Source organism: Serratia sp. ASV30 (genome assembly GCF_016428815.1).
Classification (GTDB): Bacteria; Pseudomonadota; Gammaproteobacteria; order Enterobacterales; family Enterobacteriaceae; genus Chania; species Chania fonticola_C.
Genome location: NZ_JAELTL010000011.1, coordinates 24,810 through 48,875 on the forward strand (window position 1 = coordinate 24,810; position 24,066 = coordinate 48,875).

At 52.1% G+C, this 24,066-nt stretch carries 25 protein-coding genes and 1 riboswitch; of the genes, 22 read left to right on the forward strand and 3 right to left on the reverse strand.

What is annotated here, in order from left to right:
• Positions 1 to 3 precede the first annotated feature (3 nt).
• From mrdB to lipA, 6 genes are all read left to right on the forward strand, one after another.
• Positions 4 to 1,116 (forward strand): peptidoglycan glycosyltransferase MrdB, encoded by a 1,113-nt coding sequence (gene mrdB, locus JHD74_RS06920; RefSeq protein ID WP_024531303.1) that lies wholly within the window; start codon positions 4 to 6, stop codon positions 1,114 to 1,116.
• Positions 1,117 to 1,126: 10 nt separating this feature from the next.
• Positions 1,127 to 2,206: an endolytic peptidoglycan transglycosylase RlpA gene (gene rlpA / locus JHD74_RS06925; RefSeq protein WP_199062191.1), complete on the forward strand. Its 1,080-nt coding sequence runs from the start codon at positions 1,127 to 1,129 to the stop codon at positions 2,204 to 2,206.
• Between the two features lie 184 nt (positions 2,207 to 2,390).
• On the forward strand, positions 2,391 to 3,602 hold the full coding sequence (dacA, locus tag JHD74_RS06930; protein ID WP_021180009.1) for a D-alanyl-D-alanine carboxypeptidase DacA: 1,212 nt from the start codon (positions 2,391 to 2,393) through the stop codon (positions 3,600 to 3,602).
• 102 nt (positions 3,603 to 3,704) lie between these two features.
• Complete coding sequence (ybeD, locus tag JHD74_RS06935; RefSeq protein WP_021180010.1) at positions 3,705 to 3,971, forward strand: DUF493 family protein YbeD; 267 nt, start codon at positions 3,705 to 3,707, stop codon at positions 3,969 to 3,971.
• A 136-nt stretch (positions 3,972 to 4,107) separates the two neighbouring features.
• Positions 4,108 to 4,776, forward strand: a complete 669-nt coding sequence (gene lipB, locus JHD74_RS06940) for a lipoyl(octanoyl) transferase LipB (RefSeq protein ID WP_024483206.1) — start codon at positions 4,108 to 4,110, stop codon at positions 4,774 to 4,776.
• Positions 4,769 to 5,734 carry a lipoyl synthase gene (gene lipA / locus JHD74_RS06945; RefSeq protein ID WP_074027919.1) on the forward strand — a complete coding sequence of 322 codons (966 nt, stop codon included), beginning with the start codon at positions 4,769 to 4,771 and terminating at the stop codon, positions 5,732 to 5,734. Before lipB ends, lipA begins: the two co-directional genes overlap by 8 nt.
• A gap of 97 nt (positions 5,735 to 5,831) precedes the next feature.
• On the opposite strand, the gene tatA is transcribed toward lipA, so the two are convergent.
• Positions 5,832 to 6,038 (reverse strand): Sec-independent protein translocase subunit TatA, encoded by a 207-nt coding sequence (gene tatA, locus JHD74_RS06950; protein ID WP_024530804.1) that lies wholly within the window; start codon positions 6,036 to 6,038, stop codon positions 5,832 to 5,834.
• A 217-nt stretch (positions 6,039 to 6,255) separates the two neighbouring features.
• Here tatA and adrA point away from each other — a divergent pair, with 217 nt between their 5' ends.
• Both adrA and crcB read left to right on the forward strand, forming a co-directional pair.
• The gene (gene adrA, locus JHD74_RS06955) at positions 6,256 to 7,341 is read left to right on the forward strand and encodes a diguanylate cyclase AdrA (RefSeq protein WP_199062196.1); all 1,086 of its coding nucleotides are present in this window, start codon (positions 6,256 to 6,258) and stop codon (positions 7,339 to 7,341) included.
• Positions 7,342 to 7,583: 242 nt separating this feature from the next.
• A riboswitch (Fluoride riboswitch) is annotated at positions 7,584 to 7,647 on the forward strand.
• A 73-nt stretch (positions 7,648 to 7,720) separates the two neighbouring features.
• Complete coding sequence (gene crcB / locus JHD74_RS06960) at positions 7,721 to 8,104, forward strand: fluoride efflux transporter CrcB (RefSeq protein WP_074027917.1); 384 nt, start codon at positions 7,721 to 7,723, stop codon at positions 8,102 to 8,104.
• Between the two features lie 248 nt (positions 8,105 to 8,352).
• On the opposite strand, the gene cspE is transcribed toward crcB, so the two are convergent.
• Entirely contained in the window at positions 8,353 to 8,562 is a 210-nt protein-coding gene (gene cspE / locus JHD74_RS06965) for a transcription antiterminator/RNA stability regulator CspE (protein WP_002210315.1), read from the reverse strand.
• Between the two features lie 345 nt (positions 8,563 to 8,907).
• Between cspE and JHD74_RS06970 the strand changes: the two genes are divergently transcribed.
• Positions 8,908 to 9,390: a cold-shock protein gene (locus JHD74_RS06970; protein WP_024484952.1), complete on the forward strand. Its 483-nt coding sequence runs from the start codon at positions 8,908 to 8,910 to the stop codon at positions 9,388 to 9,390.
• A gap of 73 nt (positions 9,391 to 9,463) precedes the next feature.
• Positions 9,464 to 9,625 carry a YnfU family zinc-binding protein gene (locus JHD74_RS06975; RefSeq protein WP_178380872.1) on the forward strand — a complete coding sequence of 54 codons (162 nt, stop codon included), beginning with the start codon at positions 9,464 to 9,466 and terminating at the stop codon, positions 9,623 to 9,625.
• A gap of 4 nt (positions 9,626 to 9,629) precedes the next feature.
• Here the strand turns inward: JHD74_RS06975 and JHD74_RS06980 are convergent, their stop codons facing one another.
• On the reverse strand, positions 9,630 to 11,078 hold the full coding sequence (locus JHD74_RS06980; RefSeq protein WP_074027915.1) for a GGDEF domain-containing protein: 1,449 nt from the start codon (positions 11,076 to 11,078) through the stop codon (positions 9,630 to 9,632).
• A gap of 1,105 nt (positions 11,079 to 12,183) precedes the next feature.
• On the opposite strand from JHD74_RS06980, the gene JHD74_RS06985 reads away from it, so the two are divergent.
• The 12 genes from JHD74_RS06985 (at position 12,184) to JHD74_RS07040 (ending at position 24,050) form a co-directional block, all read left to right on the forward strand.
• Positions 12,184 to 12,852, forward strand: a complete 669-nt coding sequence (locus JHD74_RS06985; RefSeq protein WP_074027914.1) for a DUF3313 domain-containing protein — start codon at positions 12,184 to 12,186, stop codon at positions 12,850 to 12,852.
• A gap of 232 nt (positions 12,853 to 13,084) precedes the next feature.
• The gene (locus JHD74_RS06990) at positions 13,085 to 13,786 is read left to right on the forward strand and encodes a Crp/Fnr family transcriptional regulator (RefSeq protein WP_199062197.1); all 702 of its coding nucleotides are present in this window, start codon (positions 13,085 to 13,087) and stop codon (positions 13,784 to 13,786) included.
• 32 nt (positions 13,787 to 13,818) lie between these two features.
• Entirely contained in the window at positions 13,819 to 14,571 is a 753-nt protein-coding gene (locus tag JHD74_RS06995; RefSeq protein ID WP_199062198.1) for a nucleoside phosphorylase, read from the forward strand.
• Positions 14,571 to 15,314, forward strand: a complete 744-nt coding sequence (gene pnuC / locus JHD74_RS07000) for a nicotinamide riboside transporter PnuC (protein WP_024530797.1) — start codon at positions 14,571 to 14,573, stop codon at positions 15,312 to 15,314. The genes JHD74_RS06995 and pnuC overlap by 1 nt, the downstream gene beginning before the upstream one ends.
• A 72-nt stretch (positions 15,315 to 15,386) precedes the next feature.
• Entirely contained in the window at positions 15,387 to 15,593 is a 207-nt protein-coding gene (locus JHD74_RS07005; RefSeq protein WP_021180021.1) for a hypothetical protein, read from the forward strand.
• Between the two features lie 453 nt (positions 15,594 to 16,046).
• Positions 16,047 to 17,093, forward strand: coding sequence for a porin (locus JHD74_RS07010; protein WP_199062200.1), 1,047 nt, complete (start codon positions 16,047 to 16,049; stop codon positions 17,091 to 17,093).
• 22 nt (positions 17,094 to 17,115) lie between these two features.
• The gene (locus tag JHD74_RS07015; protein ID WP_074027910.1) at positions 17,116 to 18,021 is read left to right on the forward strand and encodes a hypothetical protein; all 906 of its coding nucleotides are present in this window, start codon (positions 17,116 to 17,118) and stop codon (positions 18,019 to 18,021) included.
• Positions 18,022 to 18,181: 160 nt separating this feature from the next.
• Positions 18,182 to 19,039, forward strand: a complete 858-nt coding sequence (locus JHD74_RS07020) for a MurR/RpiR family transcriptional regulator (RefSeq protein WP_199062202.1) — start codon at positions 18,182 to 18,184, stop codon at positions 19,037 to 19,039.
• 133 nt (positions 19,040 to 19,172) lie between these two features.
• A complete protein-coding gene (locus JHD74_RS07025) occupies positions 19,173 to 20,000 on the forward strand; it encodes an alpha/beta fold hydrolase (protein ID WP_199062204.1) in 828 nt (275 codons plus the stop codon).
• A 9-nt stretch (positions 20,001 to 20,009) separates the two neighbouring features.
• A complete protein-coding gene (dcuC, locus tag JHD74_RS07030; protein ID WP_024530792.1) occupies positions 20,010 to 21,380 on the forward strand; it encodes a C4-dicarboxylate transporter DcuC in 1,371 nt (456 codons plus the stop codon).
• Positions 21,381 to 21,963: 583 nt separating this feature from the next.
• Entirely contained in the window at positions 21,964 to 22,944 is a 981-nt protein-coding gene (locus JHD74_RS07035; protein WP_065686384.1) for a TIM barrel protein, read from the forward strand.
• A gap of 65 nt (positions 22,945 to 23,009) precedes the next feature.
• Positions 23,010 to 24,050 carry a substrate-binding domain-containing protein gene (locus tag JHD74_RS07040; protein ID WP_024484941.1) on the forward strand — a complete coding sequence of 347 codons (1,041 nt, stop codon included), beginning with the start codon at positions 23,010 to 23,012 and terminating at the stop codon, positions 24,048 to 24,050.
• Positions 24,051 to 24,066 lie beyond the last annotated feature (16 nt).

Genomic DNA, 24,066 nt, shown 5'->3' on the forward strand with positions numbered 1-24,066 from the left:
AACATGACTGAAAGCCAACAAAAGGGCTCTATCTGGACCAAAATCCATATCGACCCCACATTCCTGTTGTTTATTCTGGCCTTGCTGGTCTACAGCGCCTTCGTGATGTGGAGCGCCAGCGGCCAGGATATGGGCATGATGGAACGCAAGATCGGCCAGATCCTGATGGGGTTGATCGTGATGGGCGTGATGGCACAAATCCCGCCACGGGTTTATGAAAGCTGGGCACCCTACCTGTATATTTTCTGCGTAATCTTGCTGATCCTGGTGGACGCTTTTGGCCAAATCAGTAAAGGGGCACAGCGCTGGCTGGATCTGGGCTTTGTGCGCTTCCAGCCTTCGGAAATCGCCAAGATCGCCGTGCCGCTGATGGTCGCACGCTTTATGAATCGTGACGTGTGCCCACCTTCGCTGAAGAATACCGGCATCGCGCTGGTGCTGATCTTCATGCCCACCTTGCTGGTTGCCGCACAGCCCGATCTGGGCACCTCGATCCTGATCGCCGCCTCCGGCCTGTTTGTGCTGTTCCTGTCAGGAATGAGCTGGAAGCTGATCGCCGTGGCTGCCGTGGCGTTGGCCGCCTTTATCCCGGTGTTGTGGTTCTTCCTGATGCACGGCTATCAGCGTGACCGCGTGATGATGCTGCTCGATCCGGAAAGCGATCCGTTAGGGGCTGGCTACCATATTATTCAGTCAAAAATCGCCATCGGTTCTGGCGGCCTGTCGGGCAAGGGCTGGCTGCATGGTACCCAGTCCCAACTGGAATTCCTGCCGGAACGCCACACCGACTTTATCTTCGCGGTGCTGGCGGAAGAGCTTGGTCTGATCGGCGTACTGGTGCTGCTCGCGCTGTATCTGCTGGTGATTATCCGCGGGCTGATGATCGCCGCACGGGCACAGACCACCTTTGGCCGCGTGATGGTCGGTGGGCTGATGCTGATCCTGTTCGTCTATGTGTTTGTTAACATTGGTATGGTCAGTGGTATTTTACCGGTAGTTGGCGTACCTTTGCCTTTGGTCAGCTACGGGGGGTCGGCACTGATCGTACTCATGGCTGGGTTCGGCATCGTGATGTCGATCCACACGCATCGGAAAATGTTGTCTAAAAATCTATAAGAGGTGTGCAATGCGTAAGGAATGGCTTTGGGTCGGCGCGGTTGCTGCTGCGGTATTACTTTCCGCCTGTACCACGACGGAAGAAACACAGGCTCCGGTGCAACAAGCCTACAATGGGCCGGTGACCGAAATCGGCGGCGTGGAGCCTCACTATGAACCCTATAACCCTGGCGCTCTGCAGGATTATAAGGTTAATGGCGACACTTATCGTATCGTGCAAGATCCGCAGAACTTCTCGCAAACCGGCCTGGCGGCCTGGTACGGCGAAGAGGCCAATGGCAATACTACCGCTATTGGTGAGCAGTTCGATCCCAATGCGCTGACCGCTGCGCATCCTACCTTGCCTATCCCAAGCTATGTACGCGTCACCAACCTGGCCAATGGCCGTCAACTGGTGGTACGCGTGAACGATCGCGGCCCTTATACCTCAGGCCGGATTATCGATCTGTCCAAAGCTGCCGCCGATCGCCTCAACCTGTCCAACAATACCAAGGTGAAGGTCGACTTTATCAAGGTAGCTCCAGACGGCACATTGAGCGGCCCAGGCACCGTGGGTACCGTCGTCGCCAAACAGAGCTACGCCCTGCCTCCGCGCCCGGATCTGAGCTCTGGCGGCGGGATGGACACGCAGATGCAGCAATCGGCACCGGTTGCCGCCCCTGCCGCTCAAGCGATTGATAACGGCAACATGAACTACAACGACAGCAGCGCTACTCCTGCGGCCTCCACTGGCCGTAGCGGTGGTTTCCTTGGGGCGCCGCAGCCGTTAGCCCCTGGCGTATTGGAAGGGACAGAACCTCAGCCGGCCATCAGCGCGCCCACTGCGGCCCCAGTTGTGGCCACCGCAGCCGCAGCCAGTGCCAGCGGTAGCTATGTCGTACAGGTAGGTGCCCTGAGTAATGCCGAGCGTGCGCAAAGCTGGCAACAACAGCTGAGCCAGCAGTTCGGCGTTCCCGGTAAGGTCGCCGCCAATGGCGCCGTCTACCGCGTGCAGCTTGGCCCGTTCAGCAACCGTCAACAGGCGGTACAACTGCAGCAGCGCCTGGCCAATGAGGCACAACAACAGTCCTTTATCACTGCCGCACCCTAGTCGTGAAACTCGGTAGGCCGATGCCGCCGACAGCAGGGCATTGACTTATCTGAAACATTTTCTTTCAGGTAAATCTGTGTAAACCCCCTACTGTCGGCCGAATGGCTAATGCCTGCCGGGGCCCCGTCTGCTATAGTGTGACTCGTTTTTTAACTTAACTTTTACGGATGTTGTAGTCCCGATCATGAAACAGGTAACCTCTTTTCGCTTAATCAAAAGCCTCACGCTTGGCACCGCCATCGCGCTCAGCGCAGCGTCCGTTGCCCACGCAGACGACGTTAATATTAAAACCATGATCCCAGGTGTGCCGCAGATTGATGCCGAGGCTTACATCCTGATTGATTACAACTCCGGTAAAGTGTTGGCGGAATCGAACGCCGACGCACGCCGCGACCCTGCCAGCCTGACCAAAATGATGACCAGCTACGTCATCGGCCAGGCGCTGAAATCCGGCAAAATTGGCCAGGACGATTTGGTTACCGTGGGTCAGGACGCCTGGGCTACCGGCAACCCGGTGTTCAAAGGTTCCTCGCTGATGTTCCTCAAACCAGGCGACCGCGTGCCGGTTTCCAAGCTGACTCGTGGTATCAACCTGCAATCCGGTAACGATGCCTGTGTCGCCATGGCGGACTACGTCGCGGGTAGCCAGGACGCGTTCGTTAACCTGATGAATACCTACGTAAAACAGCTCGGCCTGCAAAATACCCACTTCCAAACCGTGCATGGCCTGGATGCGGAAGGCCAGTTCAGCTCGGCGCGTGATATGGCGTTGATCGGCCAGGCGCTGATCCGCGATGTGCCAGACGAATACGCTATCTATAAAGAAAAAGAGTTCACCTTCAACAATATCCGTCAGTTGAACCGTAACGGTCTGCTGTGGGATACCAGCCTGAACGTCGATGGGATTAAAACCGGCCACACCAACTCGGCGGGTTATAACCTGGTGGCATCAGCGACGGAAGGCCAGATGCGTCTGATCTCCGCCGTGCTGGGTGGCCGTACCTACAAAGGCCGTGAAACCGAAAGCAAAAAACTGCTGACCTGGGGCTTCCGCTTCTTTGAAACCGTCGCGCCGCTGAAAGCAGGTAAAGAGTTCGCTTCTGAACCCGTTTGGTTCGGCGATGCCGATCGCGTCGAACTGGGCGTAGATAAAGATGCCTACCTGACCATCCCACGTGGCCGGATGAAAGATTTGAAAGCCAGCTACGTACTGAATACCCCGGAAATTCATGCTCCGCTGGCCAAAAACCAGGTGGTTGGTACCATCAATTTCCAACTGGACGGCAAAACCATCGATCAGCGCCCACTGGTGGTGCTGAACGAAGTGAAAGAAGGTGGCTTCTTTGGCCGCATCGTGGATTATATCCGCCTGATGTTCCATCACTGGTTCGGCTAGCCCTTGAATCGGCTGAGTTCGGCCCCATATAACAATTAACACTAACTCCCGCCCCGGCGGGAGTTATAATTTAGAGATACGCCACAGCTGGAGCGCACCCGCATGCAAAAGACTAAACTGAACGAACTGCTCGAATTCCCTTGTACCTTTACCTACAAGGTAATGGGCCTGGCACACCCCGAGCTGGTAGACCAGGTGGTTGAAGTGGTGCAACGCCATGCTCCAGGGGATTACAACCCGCAGGTCAAACCGAGCAGCAAAGGTAACTACCACTCCGTTTCCATCACCATCACCGCCACCCATATCGATCAGGTGGAAACGTTGTATGAAGAGTTGGGCAATATTGAAATTGTCCGTATGGTGCTGTAATTACAGCATAACTCCCTGCCAGCCAACCTGGTTCAGCGCCACTGCTGTCCGGGTTGCCCTGGTTCGTCAGGGATAAATGCTGGTCGCGGACCAGAGCGCCCGGTATAATGTTTTTTACCACTTCTGTAACCTGACGATGCCCCGCTTGCAACACAATAAGATCATTCTCCGTCAGCTAGGGTTGCAGCCCTATGAGCCTGTATCCCAAGCCATGCACAGCTTCACCAATCACCGTGACGAGTCCACGCTAGATGAATTGTGGCTGGTGCAGCATCAAGCCGTGTTCACCCAAGGCCAGGCCGGTAAGGCAGAGCACCTGCTGATGCCAGGCGATATCCCGGTCATCCAAAGCGATCGCGGTGGCCAGGTCACCTATCATGGCCCTGGCCAGCAGGTGCTGTACGTGATGGTGGATCTGAAACGCAATAAAGTGGGAGTACGCCAACTCGTCACGGCCTTGGAAGAGACCGTTATTAATACCCTCGCCCATTTCAAGATCGAATCACGCGCGCGCCCGGATGCGCCCGGCGTATACGTGGGCGAACAAAAGATTTGTTCATTAGGTTTGCGGATCCGCAAAGGTAGCTCATTTCATGGCCTGGCCCTGAATGTCGCCATGGATCTCACCCCTTTCCAACGCATCAACCCCTGCGGTTATGCCGGAATGCAGATGACACAAGTCAGCGCGCTGGCACCAGGTGTCGGGATCGCCGATGTGCATCCCATTCTGGTACAGGAATTTGTTCATTTACTCGGCTACCAGACGGTCGAGCTTCGTAACTGGAACCTGCACGATTATGAGTAAACCGATTCAGATGGAACGCGGCGTTAAGTACCGCGATGCAGACAAAATGGCGTTGATCCCGGTAAAAACGGTTGTCACCGAACGCCAGGAGTTGTTACGCAAACCCGAGTGGATGAAGATCAAGCTGCCCGCCGACTCTACGCGCATTCAAGGCATCAAGGCCGCAATGCGTAAAAACGGCCTGCATTCGGTGTGCGAAGAGGCGTCATGCCCGAACCTGTCTGAGTGCTTTAACCACGGTACCGCTACCTTCATGATCCTGGGGGCCATCTGTACCCGCCGTTGTCCATTCTGCGACGTGGCCCACGGCCGCCCGGTGGCTCCCGATGCCAATGAGCCGGAAAAGCTGGGGCAAACCATTGCCGACATGGCATTGCGCTATGTGGTGATCACTTCGGTTGACCGTGACGATTTACGTGACGGTGGCGCTCAACATTTTGCCGACTGTATTACTGCCATCCGCGCCAAGAGCCCGAACATCAAGATCGAAACCCTGGTGCCAGACTTCCGTGGCCGTATGGATCGTGCGCTAGAAATCCTTACTGCCACGCCACCAGACGTGTTTAACCACAACCTGGAAAACGTGCCGCGTGTTTATCGCCAGGTACGCCCAGGGGCTAATTACGAGTGGTCATTGAAGTTGCTGGAGCGCTTTAAGGAAGCTCACCCCTCTATCCCGACCAAATCAGGCCTGATGGTGGGGTTGGGGGAAACCAATGCGGAAATCGTGGAAGTGATGCGCGATCTGCGTCGTCATGGTGTAACCATGCTGACGCTGGGGCAGTATCTGCAACCAAGCCGTCACCATCTGCCAGTGCAGCGCTATGTCAGCCCGGCGGAGTTTGACGAAATGAAAGAAGAAGCGATGGCAATGGGCTTTACCCATGCTGCCTGCGGCCCGTTTGTGCGCTCGTCCTATCATGCGGACTTGCAGGCCAAAGGGCTGGAAGTGAAGTAACCACGGTAATCTTTTGTTACGTTTCGTCAATGATTAACGCCAAAAAACGGATGTCCTTACGGGCATCCGTTTTTTTATGGCTCAACAGCAGAGGCGATTAAACGTCTTTCTTTTCGACGCTCTGCTGCGCCGTAGGCGTTTCAGCCGTATTCTGTGCAGGAGGGGTGTCTTCGCCCACCGCTTTTTTGAAGCCTTTCAGCGCCGCCCCCAGATCCGCGCCCAGAGTACGCAGTTTGCTGGTGCCGAACAGCAACACGATCAACACCGCAATTACCAACAGCTTGGTAATACTGATACCTTCCATATTCACCTTCTTTATTCATTTATGGCTGCAGGACGCAGCGCGGGAACAAACTTCGTCTATAGGTATTTAGCGACTTTCTTTCGACTATAACAACAACCAGTTGTAACAAGGTGAGATCTACCCGAGATGTTCTATGCTTAGATTATAGGGCATATTCTTAGCTATTCGCTTTTCCGGCTCCAGACCGGCTGCATAATTCATCACAGGGAAACATGGGATGCCTACAGCTACATCGGCTTTTAACACCCGGCGTGCAGGTCTTAACTTCGCCAGGCGCCTCTACCTGCCACGTATTGTCGGCCTGGGGATTGGTTTCTTGTGCGTACTTACGGCGCTCTATCCAGAGCACCAGCCGACTAGCGTGTGGATCTTGCTGGCCGTGAATGGCTTTATCTGGCCACATATCGCTTATCAATGGTCTATCCGCAGCGAAGCCCCTTACACTACCGAGATCCGCAACCTACTCATCGATGCGCTGTTAGGTGGGATGTGGGTCGCTATCATGGGTTTCAATGCGCTCCCTGCCGTGGTGATCCTGTCAATGATGGGGATGAACAATATCGCCTCCGGCGGGCCGTCTCTGTATTTCAAAGGGCTGATGGCGCAAATTATCGGGGCGCTGGTTACCAGTGCGATACTGGGTTTCACCTTTACACCACAATCCACTCCGCAGCAGGTTTATCTTTGTCTGCCGATGATCTTCATCTACCCAGTCTTCCTTGGCTACGTGACCTACCAAACCGCCAAGCGGCTGGCAGAAAAGCAACAGGAGTTATTGCGTATCAGCACACGTGATGGCTTGACCGGCGTATTTAACCGCCGCCATTGGGAACACCTGCTGCACAATGAGTTTGACAGCTGCCGACGCTATAATCATACGGCTACGCTGATCCTGATGGATATTGACCATTTCAAAGACATCAATGACACCTTTGGCCATGGGCTGGGGGATGAAGCGCTGATCGTTCTGGCGGAAGAGTTGGTGCTAGGGTTGCGGGCGGTGGATATCGTTGGCCGCTACGGCGGTGACGAGTTTGGCGCAGTGTTGCCAAATACCAGTGCCGAACAGGCCAGCCTGGCGCTCAACCGCATTCAGGAGAGCCTGAACGAGGTCGTCTTCCGTGAAGCCCCTGGGTTAAAATTGAATATCAGCGCCGGGATCGCCGATTACCAGCCCGAGATGCCCGGCTACCAGGAGTGGTTGAAGGCCGCCGATATCGCCCTGTATCGAGCAAAAAATAATGGCCGCAACAGGCAGGAGCGGGCCGAACATCAATGCCAACCCACTAGTTTATTAAGCTAATAACTTGATTGGTGGATAAGTTGATAACGTAATCAGGTTTTCGTCTGTTCCGCCGCCTAGCCCTCTCCCAAAGCAGAGGAGGACCGTATGTTCCTGCGCCGGGCTACAACACCGGACTGGCTCCCTGCCCTTTTTGGGGAGGGTTGGGGGGAACAGCGATTGCAGAATTGTTAGCAATACCCATCCAGCTAGCAAAACCACAGCGACAGGGTGTAAAATCTGCCGCGCGCGATTGCTTCGTGCCAACAAACGGAGATGACATTCCTCCATAACCGCCTTTCACAGGCTGATGATGTCTACGTAACCTCTCAGAGAGGTGCGTAGGCGCTTGCCTGAACCTTTCTGAGCATCTTCCATCTTTAGAATAGGGTTTATCACCATGTGGAGTTCTTTACTGGCTGTGTTTATTGGCGGTGGTTTGGGTAGCGTATTGCGCTGGGCTGTAAGCCTTAAGCTCAACCCTCTACATCCGCATATTCCATTGGGCACTTTGACCGTAAACCTGGTGGGGGGGTTTATCATCGGGCTGGCTCTGGCGCTGTTTATCCGCATGACGCACATTGATCCGGTTTGGAAACTGCTGATCACTACCGGCTTTTGCGGCGGGCTGACCACCTTCTCTACCTTTTCACTCGAAGTGGTTTATCTGTTGCAGGACGGGCGCGTTGTCTGGGCTATCGCCAATATGCTGCTCAACCTGGCGGGTTCGCTGACGATGACGTTGTTAGCCTTTGTGCTGGTTAGAACGTTGTACGGCCATTAAAGTCTCGGGGCTTAATGTTTTCTTAATCTGCTATCGGGATAATCCTCGCTCAGTATCTTGGGCTGAGTGAGGAATTGAATGTTTAACCTGCCAAAAACCACTACCGAATGGATTGTCACCCTGACGTGCGTGCTGATCGTCCTGGCCTTCATCAAGGTTTACCTGTTCCCTTAACCACTCCCGGCCTGAAAAAAAAGCATAAAAAACCCGCTCATGGAGCGGGTTTTAACAATTTTGGCTACTGTAGCTTAGATAGCGATAACGTTAGCAGCAGATGGCCCTTTGGCACCGTTCGTGATTTCAAATTCTACACGCTGGCCTTCAGCAAGAGTTTTGAAACCATTGCTAGCGATGGCAGAGAAGTGAACGAAAACGTCCTTGCTACCATCTTCTGGAGTAATGAAACCGAAACCTTTAGATTCATTAAACCACTTAACGCTACCTTTAATCTTAGACATCAAACTTACCTTTAACGTGAATGTAAGACACAAAATGTGTGTCCAGTACAGTACAGCAATTAGACGGGATTTTGTCCACAACACAGATCACATAAAATCGATAAAAAGTGAAAAAGTCGGTTATTTGCCATGTAAATTGATGTCTGCGGTTACCAGTGATGCCCAAGGCAGCCCAATCCGCCAAAAAACCGTTGAGTAACCGATTAACCCTCTCCATGTCCCATTATTGCCCCTCAACCCACCGCTTTTAAGCTTTCGTCATGCTGATGGAACTCCGCCCCCTGTCACTGCACAGCATTACGCGTTATCATTAGCGCTGTTACGAACGACCTGATGAGAATGACCATGAACGGCAAGATAACGACTTTTTTTGAAGACAAAGGCTTCGGTTTTATCACCGACGAGAACGGGGAAAATCGTTATTTTCACGTGATTAAAGTGCAAAACCCAGAGCTGATTAAGAAAAACGCGCTGGTAACCTTTGAGCCAACCAACAATACCAAAGGGCCATCGGCCTATGCGGTAAAGGTACAGGCACCAAGCAAGTACATCACCATCGCCAACGAGAGAATCAAAATCTCCAGCATCAAGTCCTTCGATACCTTCACCAAAGAAGTACCGGTCAAGGTGGAGGTCGATAAAGAGAACACCGTGTTGTCCGTTGGGTTACTGATGAACCGAATCCGTCCGCAAGTAGCCGAAGCGCCACAAACCGCCACGGAAACGCTGCGTATGCTGTCAGTTACCACCTTCCAGAACGCGACTCACGTCTTCTCTGAGCATGAAATCGATATCGATGAAACCGTGCAGGCGTTGAAGACTCTATAGCTCCTGAAAACATTCAAAGCTATTTGATGGCACCTGTGTTAGCGTGGGTTTTCACCTGACACAGGTACGCAACATGTCTGAATCCACCAGCGTTAAAGGTTACAATAACCGCACCACTCAAATTGCCTGCCCGAAGTGTGCTTATGTTACCGAACAGCAATGTTCAAAACTGCGTAAACTCAGCACCCTGATTTGCCCAAACTGCGGCACGCAATTCACGCCAAAGCAGGGCTAAAATGCTATTTGAATATGACATGGTTGAGGCTGCTGCCGCTGACCATGTTAAACGATTCGACGCAGTTGCGGCCTTGAGACTTGGCGCGATAAAGCGCAATATCCGCCATATTCATCAGCTGTTCCAGTGACTTATTCTCATTCATTGCCAAACTCGCCACGCCCACACTAATTGTGATCCGCAATGGCGCCTTGCCATTGGGGTTTAATTCGGCGCTTTCTATCCGCCGGCGCAAATGTTCCCCCAGGGCCACCGCCTGCGTCCCCAGCGCCCGCGGCAGCATAATGGCAAACTCTTCGCCTCCCAGACGGCCAAATAACTGGTCATGGCGTAGCTCACGCCGCAAAATATGGGCGAATGCCGCCAGAACGTGGTCACCAATGGCATGGCCATGGGTATCATTGATCAGTTTGAAGTGATCGATATCGATTAACAACAGCGACACCGCCTCCTTCGTACGCTGCTTCTGTTCCAGCAACTCCCTGCCTTTGCGTGTTAAAGCACTACGCGCCAGTGTACCGGTAAGGAAGTCGTGGTTCGCACTGTGCTCCAGCCGGCGCAGCAGTTTACGGCTAACGGCAATCGAGCTGGATAAAATCAGCGGCCCCATCACCAACATGGCAATCCCCAAACGTGCTGACATCAGGCTATCCATGACCGCCCCTCGCGCTCCTGGCGTTTGATACAGCATCAGATTGGCAGAAATGCTGACAATCTCCGTCACGCCGGTGAGAAACGTCAGCAAGGTGACGGTAAATAAATGATAACGCACGGCGCACCATAGCAGTGCAGGGATGGGGAACGCTATCGCGCCCGGTCCACCGATATACACGCTAAGCACCAACGAGAGCAACAACGCCAGCAAAGGCAGACTGGAACGCCATTGCCAGCCAAACTGCAGGCTCAGCAATTGCTTCAAGCGTGGTGCAGCCAACAAGACCGGCAGGATTAACAGGTTGGTAGAGAACTGTTCGCTAAACCAGGACATCCAGGCAATGATCAGCGTATTGTTGTATTGACTGTCAGTGCGCAACACCGACAGCGTTGCCGACAGCGCGGCCCCAAGCAGACAGGCGGTAAACATATATAAAATTGCCTGGGGCTTGCCCATACGCCGTTGAGACTTGGGCAGCATCGACATCACGGCATAGCCGGTGGCAATCAGCGCCATATTGCAGGCATTTAGCCAAAGTGCCAGTGGCCAGTTTTCGCCGGTGCTCAAATCGGCGGCGATCATGCCAAGGTAGGTTCCAACCCATCCCAACATCGTCGCATAGCCAGGTTTACGCAGCATCAAGCCAAGCAAAATGGCATTCACTGGCCAAAACAGGGAGAGCGATCCTAACGGGCGAGTAAAAATGCCAAACAAGGAAAGCAGGTAGGCCAGTAAAAATACATTGACCAGCAGAACCGTGGCCGGCAAACGCTGTTTTGCCTGTATTTCTACGCTCATGAAACAACCTGCGAGGCAATAATAACAACACTGACTATAAGCATGCTTTCTTTCCCCAAAAAAGTTACAACGAACCACAACGCCCATTAAAATGGTCAATTAAATCAATCAAAAACCTTATCTTGTCTTATTAGCTTAATTCGCCGCTGAAAATTTAAAACCCTGTTCGCCAGACTCATCCCTTTAACGAAAGTAGTTGTTAACAGCTTAGTCTAAATTGTTAATGCTACCGAAATAGCAAACTATGAGAAATTATAAGGGTATTAAATTAAGACTCTTCTTACTTACGGGTTATTTTCCTGCAACGCTAGCAGAAGCGCAATGAAAAAAGCCTGTAAAGAGCTGCGGGTTGGTTGGAGGTCGACAACTAAATTGACAGTGACAGCGCGGGCCCACAGGCCAGCGTGGGCCGTGATGGTAAAGCAACCTTAAGCAAATCTTAGGTGTAAAAAAGCCCGGCTAGGAACCGGGCATAACGTGACGAAATGCAGTGTTAACCCAAGCGGGCTAATAACCGGCCTATCATACCCCTCAATTGTGCAGAAAAAGTGGATCACACCAATCTTCCCCCCCCCCTCTTTAACCGTCAAGTCGCCACGGGGTCTAACCGCTGCCAGACGGGCTAACGCATTGAACGCGACCGACGCGCAAAAAAATCCCGCACAAGGCGGGATAAAATCAAAGGGATGGTAATACACTACAGGACTAACACAACATCATCGGGCTGGAATAACATTACCAGCGCGAGTGTATAGAAATGTCATGCCTGGGTAAGGATGATGTGCCAGATGTAACGCCTGATAGAAGCCACTGACAAACCTGCGATTTTCCCTCTGTTAGGACATTATTTGTAACCAATGGCAACAGGTATTTTTGTGGCGTGTGTAGTTGCCGTTAGCCGCTTGCCTAGTGGATTGCTGGCGTTGCACTACAAATCCCTTCACCGCGCCATAGTGCCAAGGTTTATTAATGAGCGATTCCTGTCGTAATAAAAACCAATTTGTAACAACACCATTTTTCTGCAAGAGCTATCTCATGTCTTATTTTGCAGGTTAGTGCTATATTTTTTAAGCACAAACCAACCCTACTTCATGATGAGAAGTATATGAAAAAAAATCGTTTTGGCGTTGCTGCGGCCGTATTGGCTGCGGGTATGTTGTTAGCGGGATGTTCCTCTAAGGTCGCAGAGACTACGCAGTATTCCGGGTTCCTGCAGGACTATAGCAAACTGCAGAAAACTGAAAGCGCCAGTGGGCATCAGGTTTTGCGCTGGATCGCCCCAGGCTTTAAAGAGTCAAACTATCGTGGCATCTATATTGCACCGTTAGTGTTCTATCCACAGGCCAAACCGAATGCGCGTGTAAGCCAGCAAACGCTGGATCAGATCAGAGAGTACGCCAGCACCTCACTAAGAAATGCCGTTGCACAGCGTACAACCCTGTTGCCTAACCCATCGGGCTCACGCGTACTGGTCGCTAAAGTCGCCATTACTGCGGTAACCGCTGAAAACGAAGGAGTGCAATTCTATGAAGTTGTTCCTGTTGCCGCCGTTATTGCCACCACCATGGCTGCCAGCGGGCACAGAACGCAAGACACCGCGTTATTCATGGAAATCAAGCTGATCGATCAAGATACCGGTAAAACGGTATTGGCTGTAGTCCGTAAAGGCTTGGGTAAAACGGTCAGCAATCAGAATGCCCCAATCACCTTGGCCGACGTGAAGAAAGCCATCGATGATATGGTGACGGATGTTGTGAACTTCCCGAAACAATAAGTTGTGCAGCAAAAGATGGGGAAATGGTTTTCCCCATCTTTACCCCTCTCCCAATTTCTCCGTTTAATATGTGAGTGCCATCACATCACCACCCTGCCGATAAACAAGCTGGGACAAATGTCCCGACCAATATTCTAATATCAGAGCCAGCTTCCAGTTTTACCCCCTTTTTGAGGTTGCCGTCGGACCGGCGTCCTGTCCTTACCTGCCGAGGAACTTTATAGTTAACGCTATGCAGAACGACAAAAAAAACAGTGAATGGTTGAGCGTTGTCGAGTTGGTTACCGGTGATGCCATACTTTACGATCTGCTGAAATATTGCCCGTTGGCTATTTTACGCCGCTGGCAGTTGCAGCAAGTCAGGCCTGGCACGCTGATATGTCAACAGCATGAAATTTGTCATGAATTTCATCTGATAGCGCAGGGGAATGTGGACGTATTTATTCATGCCGACGATGGGCGTAAATATTTACAGGCGCGCTACCATGCCGGAGATATGCTGGGTGAGCTCGAGATCTTTGAGCAACGGCCGTATATCTGCTCGGTAGAAGCGACCAGTGAGGTGACATTATTGACGCTTTCACGCACCGATTTTTGCCACTGGCTGACGGTCGACAATTACTTCAACCAGAAAATCATTCAGTCGTTCAGCAGCCAGTACTATCAGCTATCGAAAAAGGCGGGTGAAGACAGTCTCTATTCATTGCACCAGCGCGTCTGTCATGCGCTGTGGCAAAGCTACCAACACCAGGGAGCCAAAAATGAAGGAGAAATTACCATTAACAAACAACAGCTCAGCGAACAGTTTGCCGTGGCCCCACGCAGTATCAACCGCATCCTGTTTGAACTGCGCGAGCAGCAAATTATTACGGTCAACGGTGAACGGATTGCGGTAATCGACCCAGTCCGGTTACACCAGCAGGCCGGGTTTTAATTTTTGGCCGCAGCGCCAACCAGGATAGCCCTATGACTCAACTACAACCGCATATCCGGCTTAGCCGGCAGATGACACACGCCCATTACGCGCTGTTACCGGGCGATCCGCAACGCGTCGAACACGTTGCTCGCTTTCTGGATCAGGTGGAGGATTTTGGCCAAAATCGCGAATACCGGGCGCTGCGCGGTTGGTTTCGTGGTATGGAAGTGCTGGTGATATCCACCGGCATGGGGGGGCCCTCTACCGCTATAGCTGCCGAAGAGCTACATCAGATCGGTGTAGACTGCCTGGTGCGCATTGGCAGCTGCGGCGCAATGCAAACCGCAATGAAGCTGGGAGATCTGGTGATCGCCAGTGCTGCAGTGCGCGATGAAGGCACCGGCAACGCCTATATTCCCGCTGCCTACCCGGCCAGTGCCGACTGCGGCCTGGTTTATCTGCTACGCCAGCAGGCACAAAAGCTGGGCTACAGAACGCACTGTGGCTATGTGCGTAGCCATGACAGTTTCTACACCGACCGCGAACAGGAGATCACCGATTTTTGGTCGGCCAAAGGTATTCTCGCCGCCGATATGGAAACCGCCCCGCTGATGGTCGTTGGCGCACTGCGTAATATGCGCATTGCCTCTATTTTGAACGTGGTGGTGGAACACCTGGGCTGCCTGGAACAGAGCATCAACGACTATCAACAGCAGGAGCATTCCTGCCAACGTGGCGAGGAACGCGAAATCGTGCTCGCGCTCGAAACGCTGTATCAGGATCATCTTGAGAGGACGCAATAATGGATTTTTTCAGCATCAATAACGTCATGGTCAATATTCCCCTGGGTGAAGGTGGCTATGCGCTGTCATGGATCGAAGCCATAGGTACGGTGTTTGGCCTGCTGTGTATCTGGTTTGCCAGCAAAGAGAAGATTATCAACTACCTGTTTGGTTTGATTAACGTCACGCTGTTTGCCGCTATCTTCTTCCAGATCCAACTGTACGCCAGCCTGCTGTTACAGGTATTTTTCTTCGTCGCCAACCTGTACGGCTGGTATGCCTGGAGCCGTCAGAACGAAAATAATGAAGCCGCACTGAAAATTCGCTGGTTGCCACGGCAAAAGGCCCTCACGCTGCTGGTGGTTTGCGTAGTAGCCATCGGCCTGATGTCGCTGTTTATCGATCCGGTTTTCGCCGTACTGACGCGCGTTGCCATCGGCATTATGCAGGGAATGGGGCTTTCAGTGGTAATGCCAGAACTGCAGCCAGACGCCTTCCCACTGTGGGATTCCACCATGCTGGTACTGTCGATCGCCGCCATGGTGCTGATGACGCGCAAATACGTCGAGAACTGGCTGCTGTGGGTACTGATTGACGTGATCAGCGTAGTGATTTACGCCATCCAGGGGGTTTATGCCATGTCGTTGGAGTATATTTTACTGACGGTGATTGCGCTGATGGGGTCGTTCGCCTGGATCAACAGTGCGCGCCAAAATGGCTCAAAACCGTTGGAACAAGAGACAGCACTCAAGGCAATGCCTTGAAAATGGCGGGTATCCCCCCCATGTAACCTGTGTTGTCTGCCATTTCGGTAGGTCTAGCGAAAGGAAATGAATATGTTAGAGAATTATTTTGGCTCTGGGATCGCTCCAACTGAAGAGCAAAAACGCAGATTACTGGCGGTGCAGGCAGCACTGGAACTGTTGAAGGCAACGCTGTCTGACACCAACGACGGCAACGGTGTCGAATACCAGCTGAAGACGGCAGAAAAACACGTCAGCTCTCTGGCAGATGCCATTCAGGCAGCCGTAGAGAAAAAGTAACGTCCTTGCCTTGCCAACCCCTGCGCAATCCACGTTGTGCGGGGGTTTTTATTGGCTGCTCTCCTCAAAAAAACGGCTTACCTCCCCTCACTGTCTTTATCCGTAATTTATATTTGTGCCAGCACTCACATATTTAACCAGGGAATTTTTGATTCCCATTCACAACACATCCCCTCTTCCTATAGTGTGAAAATCAATCACCAAGAGGGCGAAAACTAAAAAAAATAAAACTTGGATTTGCTTACCAGCATTAAATCATGTGCGGCGTAGGTTGCTCATTGGCACGCTATTTTCTGTTTATTATTAAATAAATTAAATTCATTACCTCAAGCACAAGTCGTTAGAGAGATTAATGCACCCAGCTCAACTCATTATGTTTTTAAGTGAGTCGCTTTAGTTCGCCTCTTATTTATAAAAATTAAAAAATGACTTACCTTACACAGGATCATAATAATGAAAACAATACCTCTGGCATTACTCCTTCCTGCCCTGCTAGCCACCAGCGCCGCCGAGGCGGTGACGGTCTATAACAGTAAAGGAACACAACTCGATATTTATGGTCGTATCGAGGCACAAACCGGCAATGAATGGACAGATGAACATACCAATGCCACCAATCTGACCGGCCGTATTGGCTTTGAAGCCAAGCAAAAACTCGATGAGCAATTCGGCCTGTTTGGCAAGTTGGAATGGCAAGTTAACACTCAGAAGAACGATACCAAGGTCGCCGAAGATAACTGGGATATTCGTTATGGCTATATCGGGATTGACGGTAGGGATCTGGGGAAATTGATGGTTGGGCGTACGCGCAACCCGATGTATCAGTGGATGGGCATTACCGATCGTTACATGAACTACACGGCTAACGTTTACTCCAACTGGGTCAGCTCGCGTATCGACTCCTCCTATCAATGGAACCGTCAGGACGGCACATTACAATATGAATATACGTATGGTGGACTGGACGTTCGCACCGCCTACGTGATGGGTAACGGTGCAAGCGACAGCACCGTTGACGATGGGTATATGGCCAGCCTCGGCTACGCTTTTGAATTCCCGGTGATGGGTACGCCACTAAAAATCAAACCGGTGATTGCCTGGCAGAAAATGACCAAAGACCCCAAAAATACCAGCCTAAGCGGCAACTACACCGATTACACCCAAAAAGGGATTGGCATACGACTCAGCTACGACAAGGCTTATCTTGGTATCAACGTTGGCCGACAAACCTACGAGCAAACCGGCAAGCCAGACAAAGATTATGATGCCTTCGACTCGCTAGCCGAATACTGGTTTACCAGCAAAGTCGCGCTACGTGGCGGCTACTCGCAGTTGATCGAGTCTGAAAATGATTACGCCCACCGCAAACAGTGGATCTCTGAACTGGAATATCGCCTGAAAAAAGATGTACATCTTTCTGCCACCTACATTTACGACGATCGGCAAAGCTACGATTCGGCAGAAAACCTGTGGGTACTAGGGTTACGTTACGAATTTTAATCACTGCGCAAGGATGGAAAACATGAACAATTTTCTCAGTTTATTCGCCGTGTTAGCGTTGAGCGCCGGCGTAAGCCACGCAGCCGCGCTGCCAAAAGAGAGCGGTAGTTTCGATTTCACCGTGCCACAAACAGGCAAGAAGATGGAAGTCTTCAGCTACCAGCCGCCCGGTGCTAATGCCAACACTCCTGTGGTGTTTGTCCTGACCGGGCTGAATCGTAACGCCGATGAGTACCGCGACTCATGGGTAGAAAATGCCAAGAAAAACAAACTCATCGTCATCGCTCCGCTGTTCTCCGAAGCCGATTATCCCGGTAACGACGGCTATAACCTGGGGAATATCGAGAATGCCAAAACCCACCAGGTGAACCCTAAAGGGGAGTGGGCTTTCACGGTCATTGACGATCTGTTTGCCGATATGCAAAAACAGGGGATCACCAAACAACAAGACTATTATTTATTTGGTAACAGTGCTGGCTGCCAGTTTGTGCATCGGATGCTGACCTTTGTCCCTGAGGCCAATGTCAAAGCCGCCATTTGTGCGGCAGCTGGATGGTGGACCATGCCAGATGTGGAAAACCCCTGGCCCTATGGCCTGGACAATGCGCCGGTGAAAGTGACGCAAAAACAGCTGGCCGACTACTTTGCCAAACCCGTGCTGATCACCGTCGGTGAAAAAGATAACGATCCATATCACCCTTTGCTGCGCCGCTCTTATGAAGCCATGGCACAGGGGGATAGCCGGTTAACCCGTGCACAAAGCTATTTCCTGACGGCACAGCAAAAAGCCAAACGCTATAAGGTCGACTTCAACTGGCGCTTTACGACCTTACCCGACGTAGGGCATAGCGGCTCGAAGATGTCTGCCTATGGCGCAGAGCAATTTGCCTGGTTTGAACAGCATGGCGAGTTCAAGGTACAACCGTAACTTGAGGAGAACGCGCTACTGCCAAAGCAAGCGGTAGCGCGGGTCAGAAGGGAATGAGAGATGACACACACTTCTGACAAGGGAATTTTTGATTCCCCTTTTTTCTCCCTTGGGTTTTGTTATTAATGAAGGAAGAAATGGCGTAGGGGGGAAAACTGACATGAACAGAGCGGAATTCACTCAACGTATTGCTGGCATTGATAATCTGACCGAAACGGATCGGCGTATCATCGACTATTTTGACAAACACTTTGAGTCCATCCCCTACAGCAAAGTGATTGATGTTTGCCATGAGATCAACATCGCCAAGTCAACCTTGGGGCGATTTATGATGAAGCTCGGCTTCACCGGTTTTCGTGACTTCAAAGAGTCCACCATCGAGCCTGAGCAGCGCAGAAACATCTCCCCCATAGAACGTTTCGACAACAGCAAAAACAGAAAAAACGGCATCGAATTCATTGAAAAACACTGCGGTGAGATCACCGATAATATCAGCAATACGTTGAAAAACATCAATCGCCAGCATTTGGAGAAAACCATCGCGTTGATTTGCGATCCGGAAAAAAGGCTGTATGTGATTGGCAGCGCAACGGCACATGCCTTGGCCGAGTATTTTTACCTGCTTGGCCGCTATATCAAAAAAGACATTGTGCTGCTGGATGCCAATATTGCCAATTTACCGCATAAATTAATCGACTCAAGAAAAGGCGATGTGCTATTGGCGATTTCTTATTATCGTTTTTCCAGTGTGACGACAAGGTTGATAAAATGGTTTTATCAACATCGTGGCGATACCATCGTCATCACCGATAATGCCGTCAATCCGTTCAGCCACTTCGCCACGGCGATGTTGCTGATGGAGAGCCAGCATAGCGGGCTGTTCAGCAGCCGCAGCGCTGGCTTCGTATTAATCGAGGCGCTGGTTAATTATATGGGCGAAGTGAAAAACAACGAATTAAACGAGAACTTCAACGTCATGGAGTCGTTATTCGAGGCATTTAACGTTTTCAATAAATAACACCAACACCAGGCAGTATGAATATACATCAACCATCTTTATAGCCCTGTTGTTTTAGGGCTAAGCATTGACTTACCAGAATGCCATGTAGCAATCCATCTCTGGCGTTTATTTAATGAAAAGAGGCTTTATCATGAGCAGTGAAAACAGCGCAATCCCTGTTTGCCCTGAGCAGCAAATTCTACGTACCTCACAGGGGAATTTATCTTTCCGCGCCGGCGGTGAGGGCGAAACCCTGATCTTTTTACACGGTATTCTGGGCAGCTCAAAAGCCTGGCCATTCCAGTTTGCCGCCTTTTCTCCCCACTACCGCGTCATGGCCTGGGATGCACCGGGTTATGCCGACTCCGCACTGGTTCCGGCCGAGATCGACGCTTTTGTGCTGATGCTGCATGAGTGGGTGCAACACTGCGGGGCAGAGAAAGTCTCCCTCGTCGGGCATTCAATGGGCGGCACCGTTGCCAGCCGCTACGCCGCCCGCTACCCAGAGCGGGTAAAAAATCTGGTGTTGTCCTGCACCCATCCCGGCTATGGCGCGCCAGAGTCGGCCCCAAGCTCGGAAAAGCTGGAAAAAAGGCTGAAAGAGCTCGCCGAAATTGGCCGCGAAGCCTACGGCAAAAACCGCGCACGTGATCTACTGCCGTTCCCAGATGTGCCCGCTACGGTGCTGGACTATGCGGCAGAAATTGCGGCAGGCACCAACCTGGAAGGCCTGAGGCGTGCGACTCGCATGTTGCAGCTGGCCGACAACCGCCCGCTACTGCCCCAGCTCAATATGCCAACGCTGATCCTTACCGGTGAAAAAGACGCCGTGGTGCAGCCGCAACTGAAAGCCGATCTGCTCGCGCTGGTGCCCTATTCCCAACATATCGAGATGCCCGGTATGGGCCATGCGCCTTATTTCCAGGCTCCGGATTATTACAACACGCTATTGCATGAGTTTTTTGCCAAACACTCATAAGGGGACATGATGACTGGATTTATCATCGGGATGATCGTTACCGTATTGGCGGCCTGGTTTATTATCAAAAACTACCAGCCGCAAACCGTGTTACTGCTGGCGGGGCTGAGCCTGCTGCTGATCACGGCGGTGTTCTTTCCCGATCAATCGATATTGTATGGCAAGGCCAAATCCATCGGCTGGGTTGGCGGGGATATTTTCGCCTTCGTGAAAGAGTCTTTGACCACCCAGGTAGCGGGCATCGGTTTGATCATTATGGCGGCGGGCGGTTTTGCCGACTATATGGATCACATCAAAGCGTCGAACTCGATGGTGAATCTGTGCATCAAACCCTTGCAGATGATCAAGGCTCCTTACCTGATCCTGGCTATCGGCTACGTATTATCCCAGTTGCTGCACGTGGCGATTTCCAGCGCGGCCGGTCTGGCGATGCTGCTTTTGGTCACCTTCTTCCCGGTGTTGGTGCGGCTTGGTGTCAGTAAAGCCGCCGCCGCCTCGATGATTGGCATGTCGGCATTTATGGATCTCGGCCCGGCGGTGGGCACCGCCAACCTGGCAGCCAAACATGCCGGTATGGAAACCGCAGTCTACTTTGCCCACTACCAACTGCCCGTCGCCACCGGCGTGATGCTGGCGGTCGCGGTACTGATCTTCTTCACCGCACGCTACTTTGACGCCAAAGACGGGCATATCGTCACCCAACAGCAGGTGGAACAGCCAACCAGCGAAGATACAGTCAAGGTACCGGCATTCTACGCTTTCCTGCCGGTGTTCCCGGTGATACTGGTCATCGTTTTCAGCCCGCTGGTGATTAGCAGCATCAAGATTGACGTGGTGACAGCGATGATTATCGGCACCCTGTTGGCATTTTTCTGCGAATTGCTGGTACGGAGGGATTTCAAAACCGCCTGCAAGGGCATCCAAGTGTTCTTCAAAGGCATGGGTACCATGTTTACCAGCATCGTTTCCCTGTTAGTGTGTGCCGACGTTTTCGCCCAGGGCTTGCAGATCATCGGGGCCGTTGACTTCATTATCCACACCGTCCAGGCCGCGGGCTTTGGCTTTGGCAATATGACGATAGTGATGGCCCTGCTGGTCTGCGTGACCGCGGCGCTGACCGGCTCCGGCGTGGCTGCGTTCTTCTCCTTCTCCGGGCTGGCTCCTGGTATTGCCGCCAAGTTTGGCGAAAGCGCCGTCAGCATGATCCTGCCAATGCAACTGATGGCCGGGATGGGAAGATCGATTTCCCCGGTGGCCGGGGTGATCATTGCCGTCAGCAAGGCCGGTGAATGCTCACCATTTATGATTGTCCGCCGTACGCTGATCCCTGCTGCGGGTGGGATGGTCACCATGCTGGTGCTAAACGGGATCTTGAATTAACGCCCTGTTAAAACTCGGGCAGGGAAATCTCTGCCCTATCATCAGACCCACGCCAATAGTCCATGATTTAACCAAACCCCCGTTCTTTTCTGAAATGTGCTACCGCCTCTATATCGCCTGGTAATCCCACTGTACACTGCCTGAAAATCGCCCTTAATCCGGGTAGGGATGCCGTTTTATTAACAAGGAGTGTTGATATCATGTTCTCAAAGATCATGTTTATTCTATTTGCCGCCGCCGTGGTATTGGTGCTGATTAACTGGGAACGCCTGTGGGACTATATCCGCCCAATGGTGTAACCCGCGTCAAGTGCAGGCCAGCCAACCGGCCTGTCTAGCCCCATGTTCGCCTCTGCCAATCCCAGCGTATTAATCCCCTCACAGTCTCAGCCTCTGCCGCTCCTGACCATTGCCTCTGTGGCAAAGCCTTCCTGTAACGAAATTTCGTGAATGACCTCGCAAAGTGATTAATAAAACGACGGGTGGACTTGCAGTTGTCAACGGGCAGTGATAGAAAAATACTACTTTACGAAATATCGTGAAGAAGGAAAGTACATTACAGAACCGTTGACCAAGGACACCTCATGTCAGAACTTAAATTTGCCACCCGTTTGAACTCCTTTGCCTCAGGAGCCAATCTTTACTGGCCAGAACTAAAAGGCAAACCCTCTGTATCGCAAATGATTGAGCGTGCCGGAACGGTCAAGGGATTGACCCACCTGGATTTAAACTACCCTCAGCACATCAATGAGGATGTTAAAACCATGAGCCAAAAGATCGAAGCGGCTGGCCTGGCGGTGAATGGCATGCAAATGCGCTGGGATGCGCCAGAATTCAAGATTGGGGCGTTCACCAATCCGGACCCAAAAATCCGCCGTCAAGCGATCGAACTGACCAAACGTGGTATAGACGCAGGCCGTGAGTTTGGCGCCAGCTTAATGACGCTGTGGATGGGCCAGGATGGTTTTGATTATTGCTTCCAGGCGGATTACAAAAAAATCTGGGAAGACGCCGTCTCAGCGGTACGTGAAGTGGCCGAATATGCTCCAGATGTCGATATCAGTATCGAATACAAGCCTAATGAGCCACGGGCCTACAGCATTTTTCCCAACGTCACCACCTGCCTGCTGGCGGTTGAAGAAGCTGGCTGCGCGAATCTGGGTATCACGCTCGACTTCGCCCACGTGCTGTTTGCCAACGAGATCCCTGCCTTTGCTGCCGCCATGGTCGCCCGCCGCTCTCGCCTGATGGGTCTTGATTTGAACGATGGTTGGGGCAAACGCGACGATGGCCTGATGGTGGCTTCAGTCAACCCACGGGCGACGCTGGAATTCCTCTGGCAGATGCAGCGTGACGGCTACACAGGGGCTTACTATTTCGACACCTTCCCAGACGCCAGCGGTCTGGATCCGGTGCGTGAAGCCGAAACCAATATAGCAACGGTGATCCGCCTGCTGAAACTGTGCAAACAGCTCGACAATAACCCTGAATTGATGAGCGCCATCAGTAAGCAAGACGCCGTTGCCTCTCAGCAAATTATTAACGACATCATGCTGGCAAAATAGAACCAGCAACCGGGCGCCCTACGGGTGCCTCTAATAATAACTCACAGCACCAAGGATAGAAGAAGATGAAAAAGCACTTACTTTCTGTACTCGCCTCTACCCTGTTTTGCACCAGTGTTTATGCTGCCGATCTGCCACCGTTACAGTCTGATACCGAACCCGATCGTACCGATTGGACCGAACTTAGTGCCAAATATGGCCCCATGCCGGCGGTTGACAGCAAGCTGAAAATCGGCGGCGTATCCAAAACGCTCACCAACGAATATTGGCGTTCCCTAGGGGAGGGCTACCAAACCACGGCCAAAAAATACGGCTTTATGGTGGCCTACCAGGCCGCAGCCAATGAAGACGATCAGCTAGGCCAACTCTCGATCGCAGAAACGCTGATTTCCCAAGGCTTTAATGGCCTGCTGGTTTCTCCGCAAACGGACGCCAACCTGCAACCCGCCTATGAAGTGGCGAAAAGCAAGGGCATCCCGGTAGTCAACGTCAACGACGCCGTCATGCCCAGTGCCGCCCATTACGTCGGTAACGTACAGAAAGATAACGGTGTCCGAGTCGCCAACTGGTTTATCCAGCATCATCCGGAAGGTGGCAAAGTCGCGGTGATCGAAGGTCAGGCTGGCGTTTATGCCGCCACACAGCGTACCAAGGGGTTCAAGGAAACCATCGGTGCCAACGGCAAATTCACCGTAGTCGCCAGCGTACCAGCCAACTGGAGCCGGGAAAATGCCTATAACGCCGCTACCACCATCTTGCAGCAGCATCCGGATATGGTTGGTTTCTACGCCAACAACGACGGCATGGCACTCGGAGTGGTAGAGGCGGTACGTGCACAAGGTAAAACCAACCAGGTCGCGGTGTTTGGTACCGATGGGATTTCCGATGCCTACGCTTCCATCAAACGCGGTGAGTTGACCGGCACGGTGGACAGCTTCCCGGTACTGACTGGTGAAGTGGCGATGGAAGTGATGTTGCGCCTAATCGACGGGCAGAAAATTTCACGCGTAGTCTCCACCCCACAGGCCTTGATCACCAAAGAAAACGCGGATGCTTTCTCCACCAAAGACAACGAGAAACTGCGCCAACTGCTGGTACAGCAATAAGCCAGGCGACGGAGGG

Bases quoted from the DNA above. Each gene is read 5' to 3' on its own strand.
- lipA (WP_074027919.1), top strand. From the start codon at position 4,769: ATGAGTAAACCGATTCAGATGGAACGCGGCGTTAAGTACCGCGATGCA.
- JHD74_RS07025 (WP_199062204.1), top strand. From the start codon at position 19,173: ATGAGCAGTGAAAACAGCGCAATCCCTGTTTGCCCTGAGCAGCAAATT.
- JHD74_RS07035 (WP_065686384.1), top strand. From the start codon at position 21,964: ATGTCAGAACTTAAATTTGCCACCCGTTTGAACTCCTTTGCCTCAGGA.
- mrdB (WP_024531303.1), top strand. From the start codon at position 4: ATGACTGAAAGCCAACAAAAGGGCTCTATCTGGACCAAAATCCATATC.
- dacA (WP_021180009.1), top strand. From the start codon at position 2,391: ATGAAACAGGTAACCTCTTTTCGCTTAATCAAAAGCCTCACGCTTGGC.
- adrA (WP_199062196.1), top strand. From the start codon at position 6,256: ATGCCTACAGCTACATCGGCTTTTAACACCCGGCGTGCAGGTCTTAAC.
- JHD74_RS07005 (WP_021180021.1), top strand. From the start codon at position 15,387: ATGTTAGAGAATTATTTTGGCTCTGGGATCGCTCCAACTGAAGAGCAA.
- rlpA (WP_199062191.1), top strand. From the start codon at position 1,127: ATGCGTAAGGAATGGCTTTGGGTCGGCGCGGTTGCTGCTGCGGTATTA.
- ybeD (WP_021180010.1), top strand. From the start codon at position 3,705: ATGCAAAAGACTAAACTGAACGAACTGCTCGAATTCCCTTGTACCTTT.
- JHD74_RS06975 (WP_178380872.1), top strand. From the start codon at position 9,464: ATGTCTGAATCCACCAGCGTTAAAGGTTACAATAACCGCACCACTCAA.
- cspE (WP_002210315.1), bottom strand. From the start codon at position 8,562: ATGTCTAAGATTAAAGGTAGCGTTAAGTGGTTTAATGAATCTAAAGGT.
- JHD74_RS06985 (WP_074027914.1), top strand. From the start codon at position 12,184: ATGAAAAAAAATCGTTTTGGCGTTGCTGCGGCCGTATTGGCTGCGGGT.
- JHD74_RS06970 (WP_024484952.1), top strand. From the start codon at position 8,908: ATGAACGGCAAGATAACGACTTTTTTTGAAGACAAAGGCTTCGGTTTT.
- JHD74_RS07010 (WP_199062200.1), top strand. From the start codon at position 16,047: ATGAAAACAATACCTCTGGCATTACTCCTTCCTGCCCTGCTAGCCACC.
- JHD74_RS06995 (WP_199062198.1), top strand. From the start codon at position 13,819: ATGACTCAACTACAACCGCATATCCGGCTTAGCCGGCAGATGACACAC.
- tatA (WP_024530804.1), bottom strand. From the start codon at position 6,038: ATGGAAGGTATCAGTATTACCAAGCTGTTGGTAATTGCGGTGTTGATC.
- JHD74_RS07015 (WP_074027910.1), top strand. From the start codon at position 17,116: ATGAACAATTTTCTCAGTTTATTCGCCGTGTTAGCGTTGAGCGCCGGC.
- crcB (WP_074027917.1), top strand. From the start codon at position 7,721: ATGTGGAGTTCTTTACTGGCTGTGTTTATTGGCGGTGGTTTGGGTAGC.
- JHD74_RS06990 (WP_199062197.1), top strand. From the start codon at position 13,085: ATGCAGAACGACAAAAAAAACAGTGAATGGTTGAGCGTTGTCGAGTTG.
- lipB (WP_024483206.1), top strand. From the start codon at position 4,108: ATGCCCCGCTTGCAACACAATAAGATCATTCTCCGTCAGCTAGGGTTG.
- JHD74_RS06980 (WP_074027915.1), bottom strand. From the start codon at position 11,078: ATGAGCGTAGAAATACAGGCAAAACAGCGTTTGCCGGCCACGGTTCTG.
- dcuC (WP_024530792.1), top strand. From the start codon at position 20,010: ATGACTGGATTTATCATCGGGATGATCGTTACCGTATTGGCGGCCTGG.
- JHD74_RS07020 (WP_199062202.1), top strand. From the start codon at position 18,182: ATGAACAGAGCGGAATTCACTCAACGTATTGCTGGCATTGATAATCTG.
- JHD74_RS07040 (WP_024484941.1), top strand. From the start codon at position 23,010: ATGAAAAAGCACTTACTTTCTGTACTCGCCTCTACCCTGTTTTGCACC.
- pnuC (WP_024530797.1), top strand. From the start codon at position 14,571: ATGGATTTTTTCAGCATCAATAACGTCATGGTCAATATTCCCCTGGGT.